We start from the raw sequence: 16,012 nt of genomic DNA on the forward strand, positions 1-16,012 counted from the left end.
AGTGTAATAGATTGAGTTTTATTTATACTTTAAAACGCATTACAAGTTGGTTTAACGCATTAGATAATTCAGTTAGGTCTTGGCTGCTATCTGAAAGACCATTCGCCATATCAAGGCTAGCGTCGACTGAACTTTGAATTTCTGTGGCATTGCGGCTGATTTCATTGACGGCAATGAGTTGCTGTTCAGTTGCAACCGCCACTTGATGGTTCGTTTCATTCATGGACACAATTTGTTCCGCTATCTTATTAAGTGACGCGGTTGATTGTTGTACAGATTCAGCACCCTCTATCGCTTTAGAGCGGCCATTTTGAGAGGCTTTCAAAGCTTTACTTGCCTCAGATTGTAATTGATTGATCATGTCTTGAATTTCATCTGTTGATTGCGCAGTTCTTTGTGCAAGCGCACGTACCTCATCAGCAACAACCGCAAATCCACGGCCTTGCTCGCCGGCACGTGCAGATTCAATCGCTGCATTTAAAGCAAGTAAATTCGTTTGCTCTGATATGTTGCGTATTACTTCTAAAATGCTACCAATCTGATCTGTCTTTTTAGCAAGCTCTGAAACCGTCAGGTTAATTTGATCACTTTCATCTGCTAAGTTCTCTATGATGTTCTTAGCTTCTGACGCAAGTTTTAACCCTTCGTTTACTTCGGTATTAACCTGACTAGCTGCCTCCGCGGCTTGAGACGCATTATTAGACACTTCTCGTACAGTTGCTTCCATTTCAGTAATCGCTGAGACGACTTGTAAGGTACGATCGCTTTGTAACTTAGCGTCTTTACGAACTCTATCAGATGTTGCTGAGATGCCTTGTGACGCCTGATTTAACTTATCACTGTCCTGCATCACTTGTTTAACAAGGTGTTGAATCATTTGTACAAAGTTATTAAAGCCCTTACCTATATTGGCTATCTCTAAAGAGCCATCTGTATTCAATCTGTGGCTGAGATCACCATCTCCTTCACCAATTTCTTTTAAATTATCTGCAACAGCACCTAGTTGGAAAACTAATTTAGCGGCAATTAAAGATGCGGCGAGAGCACTAATGATACTTAAAGCTATGCCGAGGATAAGTAAGATTTGTCCCATACTTGTTACTGGTCCATAGATTGAATCATTAGGGATTTCGGCAATTAAGTACCAGCCCATGGAAGGTAAATAGTTACTGGCAATGACACTATGACCATTATCAAGGATATTAAGCTCATTTTTACTCAATAAGGTACTGCTGATAGCGCTATCATATAAACTGGTTAAATCTGCACTTTCTAGTAGTTGGCTGTCTTTATGGACTTTTACCTTACCGTTCTCATCAACTAAATAAACAAAACCTGTGTCACCAATTTTAAAGTTCTCTAAATAATCTGTCATATGGTCAAGCTTCATACCAAAGCCAGCTAAGCCTCGACCATTTAGGTTTTGATAGTTTGCAAATAAGATCACGCTATTCCCATCTTCGCTGGTACTCACATTCATATTTGCTTCTTTACCTGATGTGGTAAATCCAAAAAACCAATCATCTTTACCTGGCTTTAACGTTCTGAGAAAGCCATTTTGGTCCCAATAATTTCCTGTTTCTCTATCTGCCCATGAAGCCACTTCAAGACTAAACTGCTGCTTAATATCTTTAAGTAAATTGACTAGATTTTGTTCTTCATCCTTAGGAAAGCCACGTTCCACCCAATTAAGAATAAATTGATTGTTGGCTAAAGTTTCCGCTGTTGCAGTAAGCAACTCGATCTCGCTATCTATCTCACTTTTTATTTGAGCGATCTGAGCCGGTAACTCTGACTCCATAACGCGTTCTAATAAAACCGTCCGTGCTTGATAGAAGCTAAGAAATCCCATTGTCATTGTGGTGATAATTACAGCAAGGACAAAGGCTAAAATTAGTCTGAGTTTTAGGGTCATGATGTACTCCGAAGAATAGAAAGGCTGACCATAAAAATTCAAATGAATGTCAAAGCTTGATTTAAGTCATTGAAAGTTATGGCTGATGAGGGGTTAAAGGATAGCGATAATACTGAATTAAAACAATCTGACCGATCAGTCAATTATTGGCTTATAATCATAATTAAGTTACTAAATTTTTACTAAATCCTTACATATCAATGGTTTGATGGTTATTTAAGGTTTAAGTGTAAGAAAATGTAACTATCTCAATATAGCTTATAAAACAAGCAGCATTATCACGTTTTATGGTTAGGAAGTAAGCAGGTAGTGTGAGCCGAAACTTTATGTTGTTGGAAGAGGCGCATGATGAAAAAAATTAAGGTTATTAAAGAGGTGAAACTGACTTAAATTAGCGCTAATTTGCTAGAAAATTGGTTTGTTTTCTTTCAGATAGTCACTTTTAGAAATAATTTTTTTCATAAAACATACTTTTTGTCATACAAAGTGAAAGCCAAAATATGAGCTTTTTACCCTCAAAACAGCCTATTTTTTGAGCTTGTTTGATAGTGAGTCTCATTCAGTAGTAATTCAAAAAACTGTCTTTTAGAGTAATCGTCAGCTTTTTATGGTGATCCTAATAGATTAATAAGGTCTTATTTTATTTTAAAAGTAAAGCCAATATGGGTCGACAGAATAAGCAACCAAGCGAATAAATCTAAATATTTTTTACTCAAAAAGTAACTAAGAACTCAGATTTAAATATTCAAACCAGATGGATAGGTAGTATCAAATGACACTTAATAAAATAACAGCTGCGATATGTACTTTACTGGCATGTAACCTTTATGCTGAAGAAAAGCAGTCATGGATTGTGACTGATGGAAGCAATGAAAACTCAGTTAAGCAAATGATGATAATGGGCTCCGCACCAAGTATTCAGAGCATTTCAAGCAATAAAGGCGTTAACATTTATAAAATGGCGAGCTCTGATGTCGCCACTTTTTCAGAAATGTTACATGTCAATAATCATAGATGTGGTGGTTATACTAGCCATGAAAGTTTAGAAGCGGCTGAGCTAGCTCTAGCAGAAGTACAAGCGTCCCAAGCTGATACTTTAATTGCGACAAGCTATAGCATTAATAATGCAGATAACGTGACACCAATGGTAGATGCCGTAAATGCATCTAATATTGCTATGACGATAGAGCATTTATCGACTTCATATGCTAACCGCTATTACACGACTTCATCTGGTTTATCCTCTGCTCAATGGATTCATGATAATTGGGTATCTATTGCACAAGGCCGTAGTGATATCTCAGTTGAATATTTCGAGCATGCTAGTTGGGATCAACCTTCTATTATTTTGACTATTACGGGCACAGACACCCCTGACGAGGTTGTTGTTCTTGGCGCTCACATTGACTCAACAGTAGGTAACTCAACTCGTGAAGGGACATTCGCGCCAGGTGCTGATGATGACGCATCAGGCGTTGCAGTATTAACTGAAGCACTTACGGTTGTGGTAGAAAAAGATTATCACCCACAAAAAACCGTCAAATTGATGGGGTATGCCGCTGAAGAAGTGGGGTTGCTTGGTTCTGATGCAATTGCAAAAGACTATAAAGCGAATGGAGTGAATGTCATTGGTGTTATGCAGTTAGATATGACTAACTTCCATGGCTCATTTGAAGATATCACTATCTTTACTGACTATACCAACAGCGCTCAAAATGATTTCTTGGTTGATTTAATTAGCACCTATCAAAATATCAATGTGGGTTATTCAAGTTGTGGCTATGGTTGTTCTGACCACGCGTCTTGGTACCAACAAGGTTTTGCTGCTTCAATGCCGTTTGAAAGTAGCATGAGTGATATCAATCCAAATATCCACACAACGAATGATACCTTAGCTAACAGCGATGCTAACGCAACGACTTCTGTACCTTTTGCCAAATTAGCCTTGTCTTACATGGGAGAACTTGCAAAAGGTAGCTTGGGGGATAATCCAACACCTGAAAATCCAAAGGTTGAAGTACTTAACTTCTCTGGTTCTGTGAGCCGAAATGAAGAAGTTCAGCTAGGTTCTGTTCCTGCTAAAGCGGGTACAGATGTCATTGTTGAAATGACAGGGACAAATGATGCTGACCTTTATGTAGCACTGGGTAGTGAAGCTTCGACTAGCAATTGGGAGTGTCGCCCATATGCAAGCGGTAGTACTGAAAGTTGTACTGTGACTGTACCTGCAAATGGTAATGAGCCTTATATCATGGTGAGAGGTTATAGCAGTCGTTCCTCTAGCTATAATATCAGCGCAACATATACACCAAAATAGCTTAACCTATTCGCATTGAGATCTAGCTTTTTATCGCAAAAAAGCCCTTACATGTGAAATCAAACCTGAAGAGCACCTTATTTTGTAAGGTGCTCTTTTTGTTTAAAGTTAAGGAGACTTAGCAAAATTTGATGGTTAGTTTGGCAGAGAAATGAATCAACTTATGTTTTGCTGAAGCAGGAGAATTGAATTAGCTTGACCGAAGTTAAAATTGCATGGAGACTTTCTGCAACAATATTGCAGAATAAGGGCTTGTTTGGTGCATAAAGAAACCATAAATTGGGATGATGTTAAATTTTTTTTAGCTTTAAGTCGTTCTGGTAGTGCGAGGGCGGTGGCAGAAGAATTTGGGATGAGCCATTCAACGATTTCTCGTCGTATTGATCAGTTAGAAAAAAGTCTAGGTAGTAAGCTTTTTAATCGTAATGTTTCTGGCTATCAGATGACAGAAGATGGTTTAGCCTTATCTCACTACGCCAAAGAAGCGGAAGAGGCGATGAGAGGTGCAGAACAAGTTCTAATGGGCAAAGATGCCAAATTGGTTGGAAATCTGCATTTAACCACGCCTGATGTAATTGCCAATAAACTCCTTATGCCTGAGCTTGTAACCTTTAGTCGAGAGTTTCCCCAAATTAACTTAAACATCACAGTTTCTAGCAATCGTTTTGACCTATCTCGTTATGAGGCCGATATTGCTATCCGTTTTATTGAAAGAGGTGCTGTACCTCCAGAAAACTTAATTGGACGTAAGTTATCAGATGTAGCAACCTGTTTATATGCAACGCCTGCTTATTTAGCAGAACATACTTTGCAAGGTGAAGCTATTACTGCGCGTTGGCTAGGTTGGACCTCTGAAAAGCAGCCTGATTGGGTATTAAAATCACCTTATCCTGATGTTCCTTGTATTCATACATTTAACCAAGGGTTACTTCATCTTGAAGCCGTTAAAGCAGGGATGGGAATGGGGATGTTTCCATGTTTTTTAGCTGATAAATGTGATGAATTAATACGTATTCCTAGTGCTAAACCGCAACTTAATTATGAAATTTGGCTATTGTCTCATCCGGATTACCGTGAGGTTGCTAGATTAAGGCGTTTTAAGCAGTTTATCTTGGAAGTTTTTGCTAGCAAACAAAATACCTTAGTTAATTATAGCTAATAAACAACTACCTTGGCTTGTTATTTGCCTAATCCTATAACGTGACGTTTTTAGGAGAAGCATAATGACAATTTATAGTGTGCTATCAGAGACTAAATATAAGCAAATGATATCAAGCTCATTTGTATTTGGCCTAGTGAGTGTAACTATCTCGACACCTGTTTTTGCTAGTGATTTTTTAGATGACTGGCAAGATCAACTTAACGTGCGAACTTATACTGATGCTAGAACAGACGATAATGCAAACGAAGATGCGAGTTTATGGAATATAGATTTAGGTGCAGATAAATATAGAAAAGAGCTCTACGAGCGACCTACTTCAACTATGAATAGCGAATTAGGCGGTCTGCCAGCCGCTGAAACTTATTATGAGTTTTTAGATATTTCAACGGCAAGTGTGGCCCTTGATAAAGAAAATGAGCATGCTTATTTCTCTATCGACTTGGTGGGTGATTCTTCTATTAATTCAGGCGTTTCTACGCTAGAAGGTTTCAATGAAACTTACAGAGTAAGGGTTTCGTCTCGGGATAACTTTGCTGCTTCTAATAATGATTCTGTAACGGGTTATATGTTTGCAGTAAGTGGTGCTGGAGATAACCTAACTGATTCATTTTTAAGTGAAAATGCTTTTGATAATACCCAAGCTTGGTATGACGATCCACTTGATGGAGGGGTGACAGGCACAGGACTTACCGTCACGGACGAAGGTACTTTTGGTTATGCAGAACTTACCTCAGAAGGTAGCACATCAGACATCAGCGCTCGACTAGTTGATAACTCTATTCAGCTAGCAATTGATTATGGCAGTTTGGATATCGATAAAAGTGTTTTTAGAAACATTTTATTTGAGGCTAATAGTGGTGATACAGACCCTTTAAATGCCTTTTTAAATGATGAGTATAGTGAGACAGAAGCAGGATCTCCTTATGAGTTAACGAATATCCCAGATAGTATTTATGAGATTGATACACTTAAAGGCACACGAGGAGGTGGAGGGTTAAAAGGTGCTCCAGCAAGTGTGATTGGCTCTGGTTCTACTGCCATTATGGTTTTCATCAGTCTATTTATTTCAGCTCGACTTAGGTTAAAAAAACTGCGTATTAAGTGTAAATCTCGTTTTTCAATATGACTCTTAAAATGTCATTAATTTAATAGAGGTCTCAATTTGAGAAATAACGAGAAGTGAAATGGGTAAAGAATGATAGAAAATTGTTTAAATGAAACTAGGTTGGATAAATTCAGTGCTATTACATATATTGATGACAGGTTTGTCTCTTTAGCAGCATAAATTAGATAAAACTGATTCATGGTAACTGCACATTATTGATATATGCTTCGAAAATAATTAATCAAAATAAGGTTTTTGGTTATAAAAAATCTTATTTTTTAGCCACTGATAAATTCATAATTCTGGGGAGCCCAATTATGCCGACCACTGGAACAAGCATGACATTAACACCCTTGTATGGCGCTTTGTTAGAAGTGTTTTCAAGTAGCAAGCTGGTGTGTGATGAGCGAACGCCAAGAGAAAAAGTGCAGGAGGAGTTACTACCATTAGCATGTGATTTTGGTGGTAAAGTTAACGACTTGTACGATGGCATCAGCAACCTTGCAACCGGAAAAGATGGTTATATAACACAAGGTGTTGACTTAGTTACTGCAATTATTTCCAAAATCAAAGAAAAAATCGTTGCTTATATAGATGTTCTAAAAATCGGTGAAGCATGTGGCGCTTTTCTCGATAGAGTATGTAAAGAAATCTTCAACTTGATTCCCGAAGCTGTTAAAAAAGTAATAGGCGAAATTGCACCAGGGATAGGGGATCTTAAATCAGCAACTACAGAAGTAATAAAAGCTCTAGATAAAGTTTTTATTAGAATTAAAACTGAACGTTTATCTGATCTAGCTAAATACCCAGTTGCCAGTGACGTTATTGAAAGAATTCGTTCAGAAATTGCAAGCGTAGCCATTGAATCTGGTGGTAGAGCATTATTTAGTACTGTAAAAGGTGCTGCTGCTATTGCTACTGCAGGTGGCTCTGCTGCTATTTCAGCTGTAGTTACAGCGGTCGTTGAGTTGTTTTTATTTTTTAAAGGCATTATCGACAAAGAGAAAATGCGTGAGAAATTCAGATTATACGTACTTGACTGCAATAAAATGAAAAATAAAAAACTCACAGACAAAGAGTTTAGATTGTGGTTTAGAAAGGCAATTACTGATATGCCAGTTCTTGCTTCTTATGTTGTTTGTATGCCGTCTTTCGGTTCGCCCTATAATTTTATTAATTTAATTGAAGCGAAAAAAGCTAAACCCACAAGAGCCATGAAAATGGGGTATTCGATTAAAAAAGCGAAAGCTTGGGTAAGACGCAAGAAGGTCGGTAATTTTAATGAGTACTGCCAGAAATCAACTTACAGTGCTTATCGTGATTTACAATCAGAAGCTAAGGCATTTATCGCTGAAGGCATTCAGATTACCAGCAAAAAACCTGGGGCAATGCAGGCTTTAAATGCGGCGAGAGGGGAAACCAACTTTATCCCAGGCACAGACCAAGAAGCATTTGAAGCAGCGGTTAAAAAAATTAATCGTGAGAACTTGAAAAATGGCACGACTATTAAGAACTTTATGGGAAATCAGATTAAAGGTATTCCTGGTAAGTTAGCAGGTGCTGTAGCTGAAGGTGTTGGGGACTTACTTGTCCCTGAATAGCATAGAATAGCGTCTCTAATGAAATGTTCACAAAAGCCTTCTATAACAATTTAAATGTTATAGGAGGCTTTTTCTGTGAAATCTTTTATTCGTGCAAGTGACTGTTAGGGGCTCGTGATAAGAAAAATTGAAATACCTATCTGTTCGCACCTTACTTAAGTTCATGTTATCTTTATGATTATTGCTAGCCTGTACGTTATTCAATATTTAAGGGAGGGGATATTTTGCATTACCGTCTTTTCATTGTTCTTGCCGCTACGCTTGTTATGACATCTCTTGTTCAGGCTAAAACATTACGCCTTGTCACTTTAGAATACCCTCCTTATGAATATACCCAAGATGGCAAGTTAAAAGGTCTAGCTGTTGATGTTATTAGGCGAACGTTTAAAGAAATGAATCAGCCAATAACGATTGAAGTACTACCTTGGGCAAGAGCTATGCGCTATATCAAAGAAGGAAGTCGCGATGCTGTTTTTACCGCCTTTAAGAATCCTGAGCGTGAGCGATTTGCCGACTTTTCAAACCAAGTTCTGATGCAGCAAGCTGTGTCTTTATTTGTTCGTAAAGACTCAAAAATATCATTTGACGGCGACCTAAGAGAACTAGAGAGCTTTAGTTTAGGGGTGGTGCGTAAGATTAGTTATGGATTAAAGCTGGATAATGCTATCAAGGCCAATACTTTTAAACGAGTTGAAGAGGCAAATGAAGGAACACAAAATTTTGGGCTCTTGCTAAAGAGACGAGTTGATATGGTCGCAAGTACAAAATATGGTGGTTATCATATCTTAAAAAAACTCGATAGGGAGAATGACGTAAAAGAGTTGCCTATAAGTGTTCAGAATTTACCTAGTTATATCGCTTTTTCTAAGGAGCGCAAATTAACACAAATAAGAGATAAATTTGATAAAACCTTGGCGCGCCTAAAGCAAAATGGAGAGTATCAACAAATTATTGATGATTACTTTGAGCGAGAGTTTTATCGATAGTTTTCTTATTTATTTTTAACACTAGGCGAGAACGCCTTGTATTGTAATATGTCTTTGAATAGATAAAATGTGACCGCATTAAAGTGGATGGGTTGTCATTCTTATCAAAGTGAGGTCGACTCAACTCTTTTCGACTTTTCCCCATATGTGATGTGACAATGATGTGTCAGTCTAACTTAAGCGAGTAGTTATGATTAATAGAGAAAATACAGGCCTAATTATTGTCGATATTCAAGGTAATCTTGCAGAGCAAATGCATGATAAAGAAACCCTTTTTAAACAAACCGCAGTTCTTATTCAGGGAGCTAAGCTACTTAATCTACCTATTATTTGGGTTGAACAAATACCTGAAAAACTTGGTACTACCCATCCTAACATTGCAAAGCATTTAACTGGCACTGCTTACGCTAAATCAAGTTTTAGCGCATTAGGCTCTGATGAAATTAAGCATGCAATTTTAGCTAATGATAAAACTGATTGGATAGTAGCAGGGATTGAATGTCACATTTGTGTTTATCAAACGGTTCGTGATTTACTTGCTATGGACTTAAAAGTGCATCTAGCGACAGACGCAGTAAGCTCAAGAACGTTAGAAAATAAACAGCTTGGCATTAATGCAATGCAAACTGCAGGCGCAAAATTGACTGGATCTGAAATGGCATTATTTGAACTACAGCAAAAAGCTGAAGGTGCTGTCTTTAAAGAGTTAATCAAGCTAGTTAAATAGCTTAAGTTCAGTTCTCCCTATCTTCTCCCTGTGGCGAGAGAGTGTATTTAGCAGTCTCTCAATCTCTTATATCTAGCTTATCAAGCCTTAACTGCCTCAAAAGGTTTACTTGTTAGACGTTAATTTTCATGATTTTGAAAACTAGATGAAAAACATCAAGGTAAATTTTCTGTATTTCCTTTATTCAAACTGGTTAATAGTTCACTTATTTAATAGAGTTAATAGGTACTTTGTTCACTTAGGTTGGTTAGCAAGTACCATGACTTAATTCGTCATAAAAGCACGTTAAACTAATGTTGTTTTTGAATTATGAAAGGTAAGCAAGATGCATAGAAAGGGAATATTGCTGTTTCTCATGTTTGCTCTGTCAACAGAAGCTTTGTTGGCAGATACGCTTAAAATTATTGGTATCCCTGGAGCACCTTATCGTTTTTATGATGAGGACAATAAGCTAACGGGCTTTGATATCGAAATCCTTGATGAAATAATGAAAGAATTGAAACTTGAGTATCAAGTAGAACTCATTAGTTCTTCAACAAGGTTAACTCAGATGTGGCAGGACTCTGATGTTGATATGGTATTTACCCTCTCCAAAAAGCCCCAACGTTTTAGTTTATTAACTTATGCTGAAGAGCCTCATATCAATTTGAACTGGAACTTTTTTATCCGTAAAGAGAGTATCGGAAAGATACATTACAACTCATACACTGATTTAGCGGGTCTAAGAGTGGGAGCAACAAGTGGTTTTGCTTATACACCAGGATTTTGGCAGGCCGCTGAAGACGGCGTGTTTACCTTGGATACCGTGGTGAATAATAACCTTAATCTTAAAAAACTTATACATGGCCGCTTTGATACGTATGCTAGTAATACAGTAGAGACTTTATATAAGGCAAAGTTAGAGGGTTATGCTGATGATATTGTTTACCTTGAAAAGCCATTAAAGCAAAAGCCTTATTATAATACGTTTGTGAAAGCATCAGACTATAAAAATTTAGAAGGCGTAATACGAGGCTATAATCGGGAGTTGAAAACGATGAAAAAGGATGGGCGTTATCAAGCCATTTACCGGTCTTACTTTGGTCAAACCAGAGGCTTACAGTGATAAATAGTTCATATAAAAAACTCCTATACTTTGGACTTTTATTTAGCGCTTCTTTGCCTGCACAAATATGGTTTCAAATCGGTCTTGGTAACACTGAGCTTAGTTGTCCTGATCAAATCCATATTCAAGGCAATACTTATCAGATAAAAAATGAATGTTATGGAGAGGAAACTAACGACTTTCTATTAGAGGAGGGGTTGATTACATTCTCAAAAAACAGTGTTGAGTTTAGAAAGCGGAATACAGCACAGCGCTCATTTTTACAAGAGAAGTCTAAAACTATGACGTTTCGCTTTAAAACATTATCAAGTGGTGAAGTTCAATTAGAGCAAGTGCAAAGAGTTTTTTCCTTTATTTCTGTTGATCTTTGACTTTATAGAGAAGGTATTGCCTTAAATAATACAGGTTTATGGATGCAGAAAAAAATTTCTAACATCTCTACATCCATAGGTAAATAAGTCGCTAAGCATTTTCAGCTTCAGCACTAATCTGCTCTAGTGCTTGTTTAAAGGTTGCAGCCGCTTGACCGCCGCTAATGGCATATTTGTCATTAATGATAAAAGTAGGAACAGAAGAAACGCCTAATTCTCTATATCTTTGTTGCTCACTTCTAACATTCTCAGAGAAGTCGTTATTAGCAATAATTTGCTTGGCTTCGTTTAGAGGTAAACCTACAGACTCGACAATACGAAGTAATTCAGCTTCATCATTGAGATAAACTTTGTCACTAAAATGCGCTTTAAAGAGTGATAATTTAAGCTCTGTTTGCTTATTAAACCCTTTTGCCCAAGTTAAGAGTCTGTGGCAGTCGAAGCTATTAATCATTATGCTGTTTTCATCAAAGTTAAAATCAAAACCAGCGTCTTTACCCAGTTTAGTAAGGTGTGCTCTATTTTCTTCACTTTGTTCCTTAGCTTGACCGTACTTTTGCATCAGGTGCTCTGATAGGTTTTGACCTTCAATTGGCATATCAGGATTAAGTTCAAAAGCTTGCCAGCTAATGTCAGCGCTTAAGTTTGGTGATAATTCTGAAAGTGCTTTCTCTAAGTTTTTATAACCCACAACACACCATGGGCACATCACATCTGACACGATTTCAATTTTCAATTGAGTCATTCTTCTTGCTCCAAATTTTTTTATAGTCATTTAATAGACGTTATTCTAACGCCAGTAAATACCTGAGAATTAGGTTTAAATATGAATTCTTGTATTACAAAGTGCATTTATATAGGCTTCTTGCTTATTTAACGGAGCAAATTATGGCAACCCCAGCAAGACGAGATATCCAAATTGGCGCACAAGTAAATATCGTTCAAAAGCAAGATCAGGGAAGTGGACAACTAACGCAAGGAAAGGTGCAAAACTTACTTACCAAATCTCCTAGTCACCCTCATGGTATCAAGGTGCGTTTGGAGACTGGTGAAGTAGGCAGAGTTCAATCACTCGTTTAAGGAATCAAGCTGGCAAGGTAGCCTTGTCTAGCTTTAAAGAAGGTTTCTAATCTTTCTGGATAATCAATAGCTACAGCGGTTTGCACGGACGTTCTTTGTGATAAGGCATGTCGCCATGCATTTATTTTTGGAAGCGCTTCAAAAAAGCTGCAATCAACATACTTCTCTAAGGTATTGAAGTACCTAAAGATAGGGCTGTAAACCGCATCTATTACCTGAAATTTCTCACCTGAAAAGAATTGGCCTTGGCTTAATTGCTTTTCAATCTGGGACAACTTGGTTTGAATACTCCGTAAGCTTTGCTCAAGCCCTGCCTTGTTTGTAGCGTTATACACACCAACAATATCGCCTAAAATACCTGAACCAAACTCTATCCAAGATCTGTGATGTGCTTTTTCATAAGCATTGTCTGGGTGCATGCTGGATATGTTAATTTCATCTAGATATTCACAAATCACCTGAGATTCGAAAAGACTTTCTTTACCTTCAATCATTAGTACTGGCACCTTACCTAAAGGTGATGCTTTGGTAAACCAGTCAGGTTTGTTGGCAAGATCGATATCCAATCTTTGGTAAGAGGTACCTTGCTCTTTTAATAAAATGACTGAGCGTTGTACGAAAGGGCATAAGACATGGCTTATCAAGGTGATTTCAGTATCACCTACGTCTGAGCTTTGCATGGTCGCTTCGGTTGCATGTTGAGTCATATTCTTCTCTCTAAGTAATGAGTTTTATTCTTGGGTATTATTCTTGAGTGATATTATGTTTAATGCACCATTGCATGAAAACTAGCAAAATATGCAAAACCAATTTGCGTATTTGCACAGAGACTTTGAGTAGCGAAAACGAATACTCTTAAATGGGCTAACTCTAGGCAGATTTAAGGCATGTGTCTTAGCTTAAAGATGCTAGTAAGTCTTTTACTCAAGTCAAAAAAAAGATGGAGCAGTATTAATGGATTGGAATGCATTTAAGGTATTTTTAGCGATTGCCAATACTGGATCTTTATCCGCAGCAGCAAGACGCTTATCTGTGAATCACTCGACTGTGTTTAGACGCTTAAATGCATTAGAGAAAGAAATGGGCGGCCGTTTGTTTGATCGCTTTCAACAAAGCTACCAATTAACGGATTTAGGGCAAGAAGTCCTTGTATTAGCGAAAACAATTGAAAGCGCATTTGATGATATAGAGCGCCATATAGCGGGTAAGGACTTTCAACCTAAAGGGAAGGTAAGTATTACCGCACCAAATAATATTGCGTATCATTATTTACCCGGTTACTTAGCGAGTTTTAAGCAGGCTTACCCTGATATTGAAGTCGAGGTATTAGTTGGGAACCATGACTTTGACTTGAATAGGCGAGAAGCCGATGTTGCGATTAGAGCCAATGCGTACCCGCCAGAAAATCTAGTTGGTAAGGTGGTTGCGAATATTCCCTGGAGTGTTTTTTGTGGCGTTAACTATCTTGATAGTAAAGGGGGAAATAAAGTTTCTCCTAGAACAATGCAAGAAATGAAAAATCATTCGGTTATAGGTGCGAGTGAGTTTTTAAAAAAAGTAGCGCCATTTCCATTGTTGGATAAAAGCTTTGCAGAGCAAATTTTTGTGCGTGCAAATGACTTAAATAGCATGTCTTATTTGGCAGAAGCAGGGCATGGATTAGCGATTTTACCTAATGATCAGGAGCGACAGGGTCTAATTAAGTTGTTTGAGCTTCAACCTCAAGTTTCAAGCAAACTTTGGTTATTAACGCATCCAGACTTAAGGAATCAGACGCGGATAAAATTACTAATTAAGCATTTAACCGATTGTTTTGAAAAAGAAAAACGCTTAATTTAACCTTGATTACTCATTTATTAAAAGTGAAGGGGAAAGTTTGAGGTCTGTTATTAAGGTCACTCTTGTTGCTGTAGTGGCATTAAACTTAGTTGCATGTGCTTTTGTACCTAAAGTTGAGCATAGCCAAACTTATGCAAAGAACTGCGAGATGTATACAAAAGAGTTGACCTTAGATGCTATTTCTTTAGGTGGATTGGATTGTGGTGGAAATACGAGTTGTGTTGCCGTTATAGGCCTCATCCCTGTTACGACATTTTTAGTTTCTGGCAGTATCGTATTGGTAGGCAATACAGTTCATTGGCTTGAATACCAAGGCAGTTGTGATGAAGGATTAGTACAGTCGGGGATAAATAAATTTATTCCAGAAGATGAAATTAAAACAGATGCTCAAACTCAAGCCGAAGAAAAACCTTTGATACTGTTAGATGACACTTCTTTCGACCCACCTTTAGTAGATGAAGCAAAAGGTACTGCAGACACATCTTCAGAATTAACAGAAGCCGAAGAAGAAGTAGAAATAGAAGTAGAAGTAGAAGAACAAGAGAGCCAACCATAAGTTTTATTTATGATTGCCAGCTTTGGTTCAACATGTTAATTTAGCCGCGAAATTGCTTCGTATAATCCCAATGATATGGTTTGGGAGTTTCTACCAAGAGCCTTAAATTCTTGATTATGAAGTCTGTAACTTTATGGCCAATACCTTGCTTATTACTCAAGGGCTTGTGCGTTTGTATTAAAGATAGAGACTCATATGAATTATTTAGACCTGCCAAAAATTGATCTTCACTGTCATCTAGACGGAAGCGTTCGTCCCAGCACTATAATTGATCTTGCTAGCAAGCAAGGCATTAGCTTACCTAGCCAAGATATCGAGCAAATCAATCAGCTCATGATAGCGCCAGAAACTTGCCCTAATTTGCCTGAATATCTTAAACGTTTTGAGTTGCCACTTTCTGTTATGCAAACAAGTGATGCGTTAGAGCGTATCTCGTATGAGCTATTTGAAGATGCTGCGAAAGAAAATGTTACTTATATGGAAGTGCGATTTGGCCCTCAGCTACACCAAGAAGCGGGTTTGAGCTTTGATGACATAATGGGCAGTGTTGTTGCTGGTATGAAGCGTGCTGAGTCAGATTACAATATCAAAGGTAATTATATTCTATCCATACTCAGAACCTTCCCTAAAGATAATATCAAAGCGGTTTTAGATGCAGGGGCAACTTATTTAAATAATGGCATAGAGGCCTTTGATTTAGCCGGTGCTGAACTAGAAGGTTTTTGTCATGAATTTGTTGAGCATGCCGATTATGCTAAATCGCTTGGTTATCATATTACAATTCATGCGGGTGAGCAGGGTGTTGGCCAAAACGTTGAAGATGCCATACATTTATTAGGCGCAGAACGTATTGGCCATGGCATAGATATAAAAGATCATGAAGTTGCTTATAAAAGTGTTAAACAGGGTGATATTGCCTTAGAAACTTGCCCTAGTAGTAATATTCAAACTAAAGCCGTAAAGAGTCTAGAAGATCATCCGGTTCGCGATTTCTATCTAGATAAGCTTGCGGTGACTATCAATACGGATAATCGTACAGTGTCTAATACCACAATGACCAAAGAGGTGCAGAAGGTAATGGAGGCATTTAATTTAACTGCAAAAGATTACCAGAGTATTTATCAGATAAGTGTCAATAAAAGCTTTACAAGCAATGAGATAAAGCGCCATTTATTAGCTCACTTATTGCCTTAGTCAACTTTCATATTCTTTAAATGCTACTTGAAAAGGGCGCATTCAAAACAAGAG

15 protein-coding genes and 1 riboswitch are annotated in these 16,012 nt (G+C 37.7%); of the genes, 12 read left to right on the top strand and 3 right to left on the bottom strand.

Annotated elements, in window-relative coordinates; genetic code table 11:
* Positions 1-22 precede the first annotated feature (22 nt).
* Positions 23-1,915: a methyl-accepting chemotaxis protein gene (locus Q0A08_RS02375; RefSeq protein WP_438464558.1), complete on the bottom strand. Its 1,893-nt coding sequence runs from the start codon at positions 1,913-1,915 to the stop codon at positions 23-25.
* A gap of 772 nt (positions 1,916-2,687) precedes the next feature.
* Between Q0A08_RS02375 and Q0A08_RS02380 the strand changes: the two genes are divergently transcribed.
* The 8 genes from Q0A08_RS02380 (at position 2,688) to Q0A08_RS02415 (ending at position 11,289) form a co-directional block, all read left to right on the top strand.
* Complete coding sequence (locus Q0A08_RS02380; protein WP_438464560.1) at positions 2,688-4,232, top strand: M20/M25/M40 family metallo-hydrolase; 1,545 nt, start codon at positions 2,688-2,690, stop codon at positions 4,230-4,232.
* 259 nt (positions 4,233-4,491) lie between these two features.
* Entirely contained in the window at positions 4,492-5,391 is a 900-nt protein-coding gene (locus Q0A08_RS02385; protein WP_438464562.1) for a LysR family transcriptional regulator, read from the top strand.
* A gap of 64 nt (positions 5,392-5,455) precedes the next feature.
* Complete coding sequence (locus tag Q0A08_RS02390) at positions 5,456-6,520, top strand: hypothetical protein (RefSeq protein WP_438464563.1); 1,065 nt, start codon at positions 5,456-5,458, stop codon at positions 6,518-6,520.
* A 194-nt stretch (positions 6,521-6,714) separates the two neighbouring features.
* On the top strand, positions 6,715-8,100 hold the full coding sequence (locus Q0A08_RS02395; RefSeq protein ID WP_438464565.1) for a hypothetical protein: 1,386 nt from the start codon (positions 6,715-6,717) through the stop codon (positions 8,098-8,100).
* 224 nt (positions 8,101-8,324) lie between these two features.
* Positions 8,325-9,086, top strand: a complete 762-nt coding sequence (locus Q0A08_RS02400) for a substrate-binding periplasmic protein (protein WP_438464567.1) — start codon at positions 8,325-8,327, stop codon at positions 9,084-9,086.
* A gap of 190 nt (positions 9,087-9,276) precedes the next feature.
* A complete protein-coding gene (locus tag Q0A08_RS02405; RefSeq protein ID WP_438464568.1) occupies positions 9,277-9,813 on the top strand; it encodes an isochorismatase family protein in 537 nt (178 codons plus the stop codon).
* A gap of 325 nt (positions 9,814-10,138) precedes the next feature.
* On the top strand, positions 10,139-10,918 hold the full coding sequence (locus Q0A08_RS02410) for a substrate-binding periplasmic protein (protein ID WP_438464570.1): 780 nt from the start codon (positions 10,139-10,141) through the stop codon (positions 10,916-10,918).
* Positions 10,915-11,289 carry a hypothetical protein gene (locus Q0A08_RS02415; protein WP_438464572.1) on the top strand — a complete coding sequence of 125 codons (375 nt, stop codon included), beginning with the start codon at positions 10,915-10,917 and terminating at the stop codon, positions 11,287-11,289. Before Q0A08_RS02410 ends, Q0A08_RS02415 begins: the two co-directional genes overlap by 4 nt.
* A gap of 91 nt (positions 11,290-11,380) precedes the next feature.
* On the opposite strand, the gene Q0A08_RS02420 is transcribed toward Q0A08_RS02415, so the two are convergent.
* Positions 11,381-12,034 (bottom strand): DsbA family oxidoreductase, encoded by a 654-nt coding sequence (locus Q0A08_RS02420; protein ID WP_438464573.1) that lies wholly within the window; start codon positions 12,032-12,034, stop codon positions 11,381-11,383.
* A 143-nt stretch (positions 12,035-12,177) separates the two neighbouring features.
* Between Q0A08_RS02420 and Q0A08_RS02425 the strand changes: the two genes are divergently transcribed.
* Positions 12,178-12,369, top strand: a complete 192-nt coding sequence (locus tag Q0A08_RS02425; RefSeq protein ID WP_046018380.1) for a YwbE family protein — start codon at positions 12,178-12,180, stop codon at positions 12,367-12,369.
* On the opposite strand, the gene Q0A08_RS02430 is transcribed toward Q0A08_RS02425, so the two are convergent.
* Positions 12,366-13,076 (bottom strand): glutathione S-transferase family protein, encoded by a 711-nt coding sequence (locus Q0A08_RS02430; protein ID WP_438464575.1) that lies wholly within the window; start codon positions 13,074-13,076, stop codon positions 12,366-12,368. The genes Q0A08_RS02425 and Q0A08_RS02430 overlap by 4 nt on opposite strands.
* A gap of 247 nt (positions 13,077-13,323) precedes the next feature.
* Here Q0A08_RS02430 and Q0A08_RS02435 point away from each other — a divergent pair, with 247 nt between their 5' ends.
* From Q0A08_RS02435 to add, 3 genes are all read left to right on the top strand, one after another.
* On the top strand, positions 13,324-14,208 hold the full coding sequence (locus Q0A08_RS02435; RefSeq protein ID WP_438464577.1) for a LysR family transcriptional regulator: 885 nt from the start codon (positions 13,324-13,326) through the stop codon (positions 14,206-14,208).
* A 37-nt stretch (positions 14,209-14,245) separates the two neighbouring features.
* The gene (locus Q0A08_RS02440) at positions 14,246-14,764 is read left to right on the top strand and encodes a hypothetical protein (protein ID WP_438464578.1); all 519 of its coding nucleotides are present in this window, start codon (positions 14,246-14,248) and stop codon (positions 14,762-14,764) included.
* 37 nt (positions 14,765-14,801) lie between these two features.
* Positions 14,802-14,901, top strand: a riboswitch (purine riboswitch).
* A gap of 58 nt (positions 14,902-14,959) precedes the next feature.
* A complete protein-coding gene (gene add / locus Q0A08_RS02445) occupies positions 14,960-15,958 on the top strand; it encodes an adenosine deaminase (RefSeq protein WP_438464580.1) in 999 nt (332 codons plus the stop codon).
* Positions 15,959-16,012: the final 54 nt, after the last annotated feature.

The sequence above is a fragment of the Marinomonas sp. PE14-40 genome (assembly GCF_051623805.1).
GTDB lineage: Bacteria > Pseudomonadota > Gammaproteobacteria > Pseudomonadales > Marinomonadaceae > Marinomonas.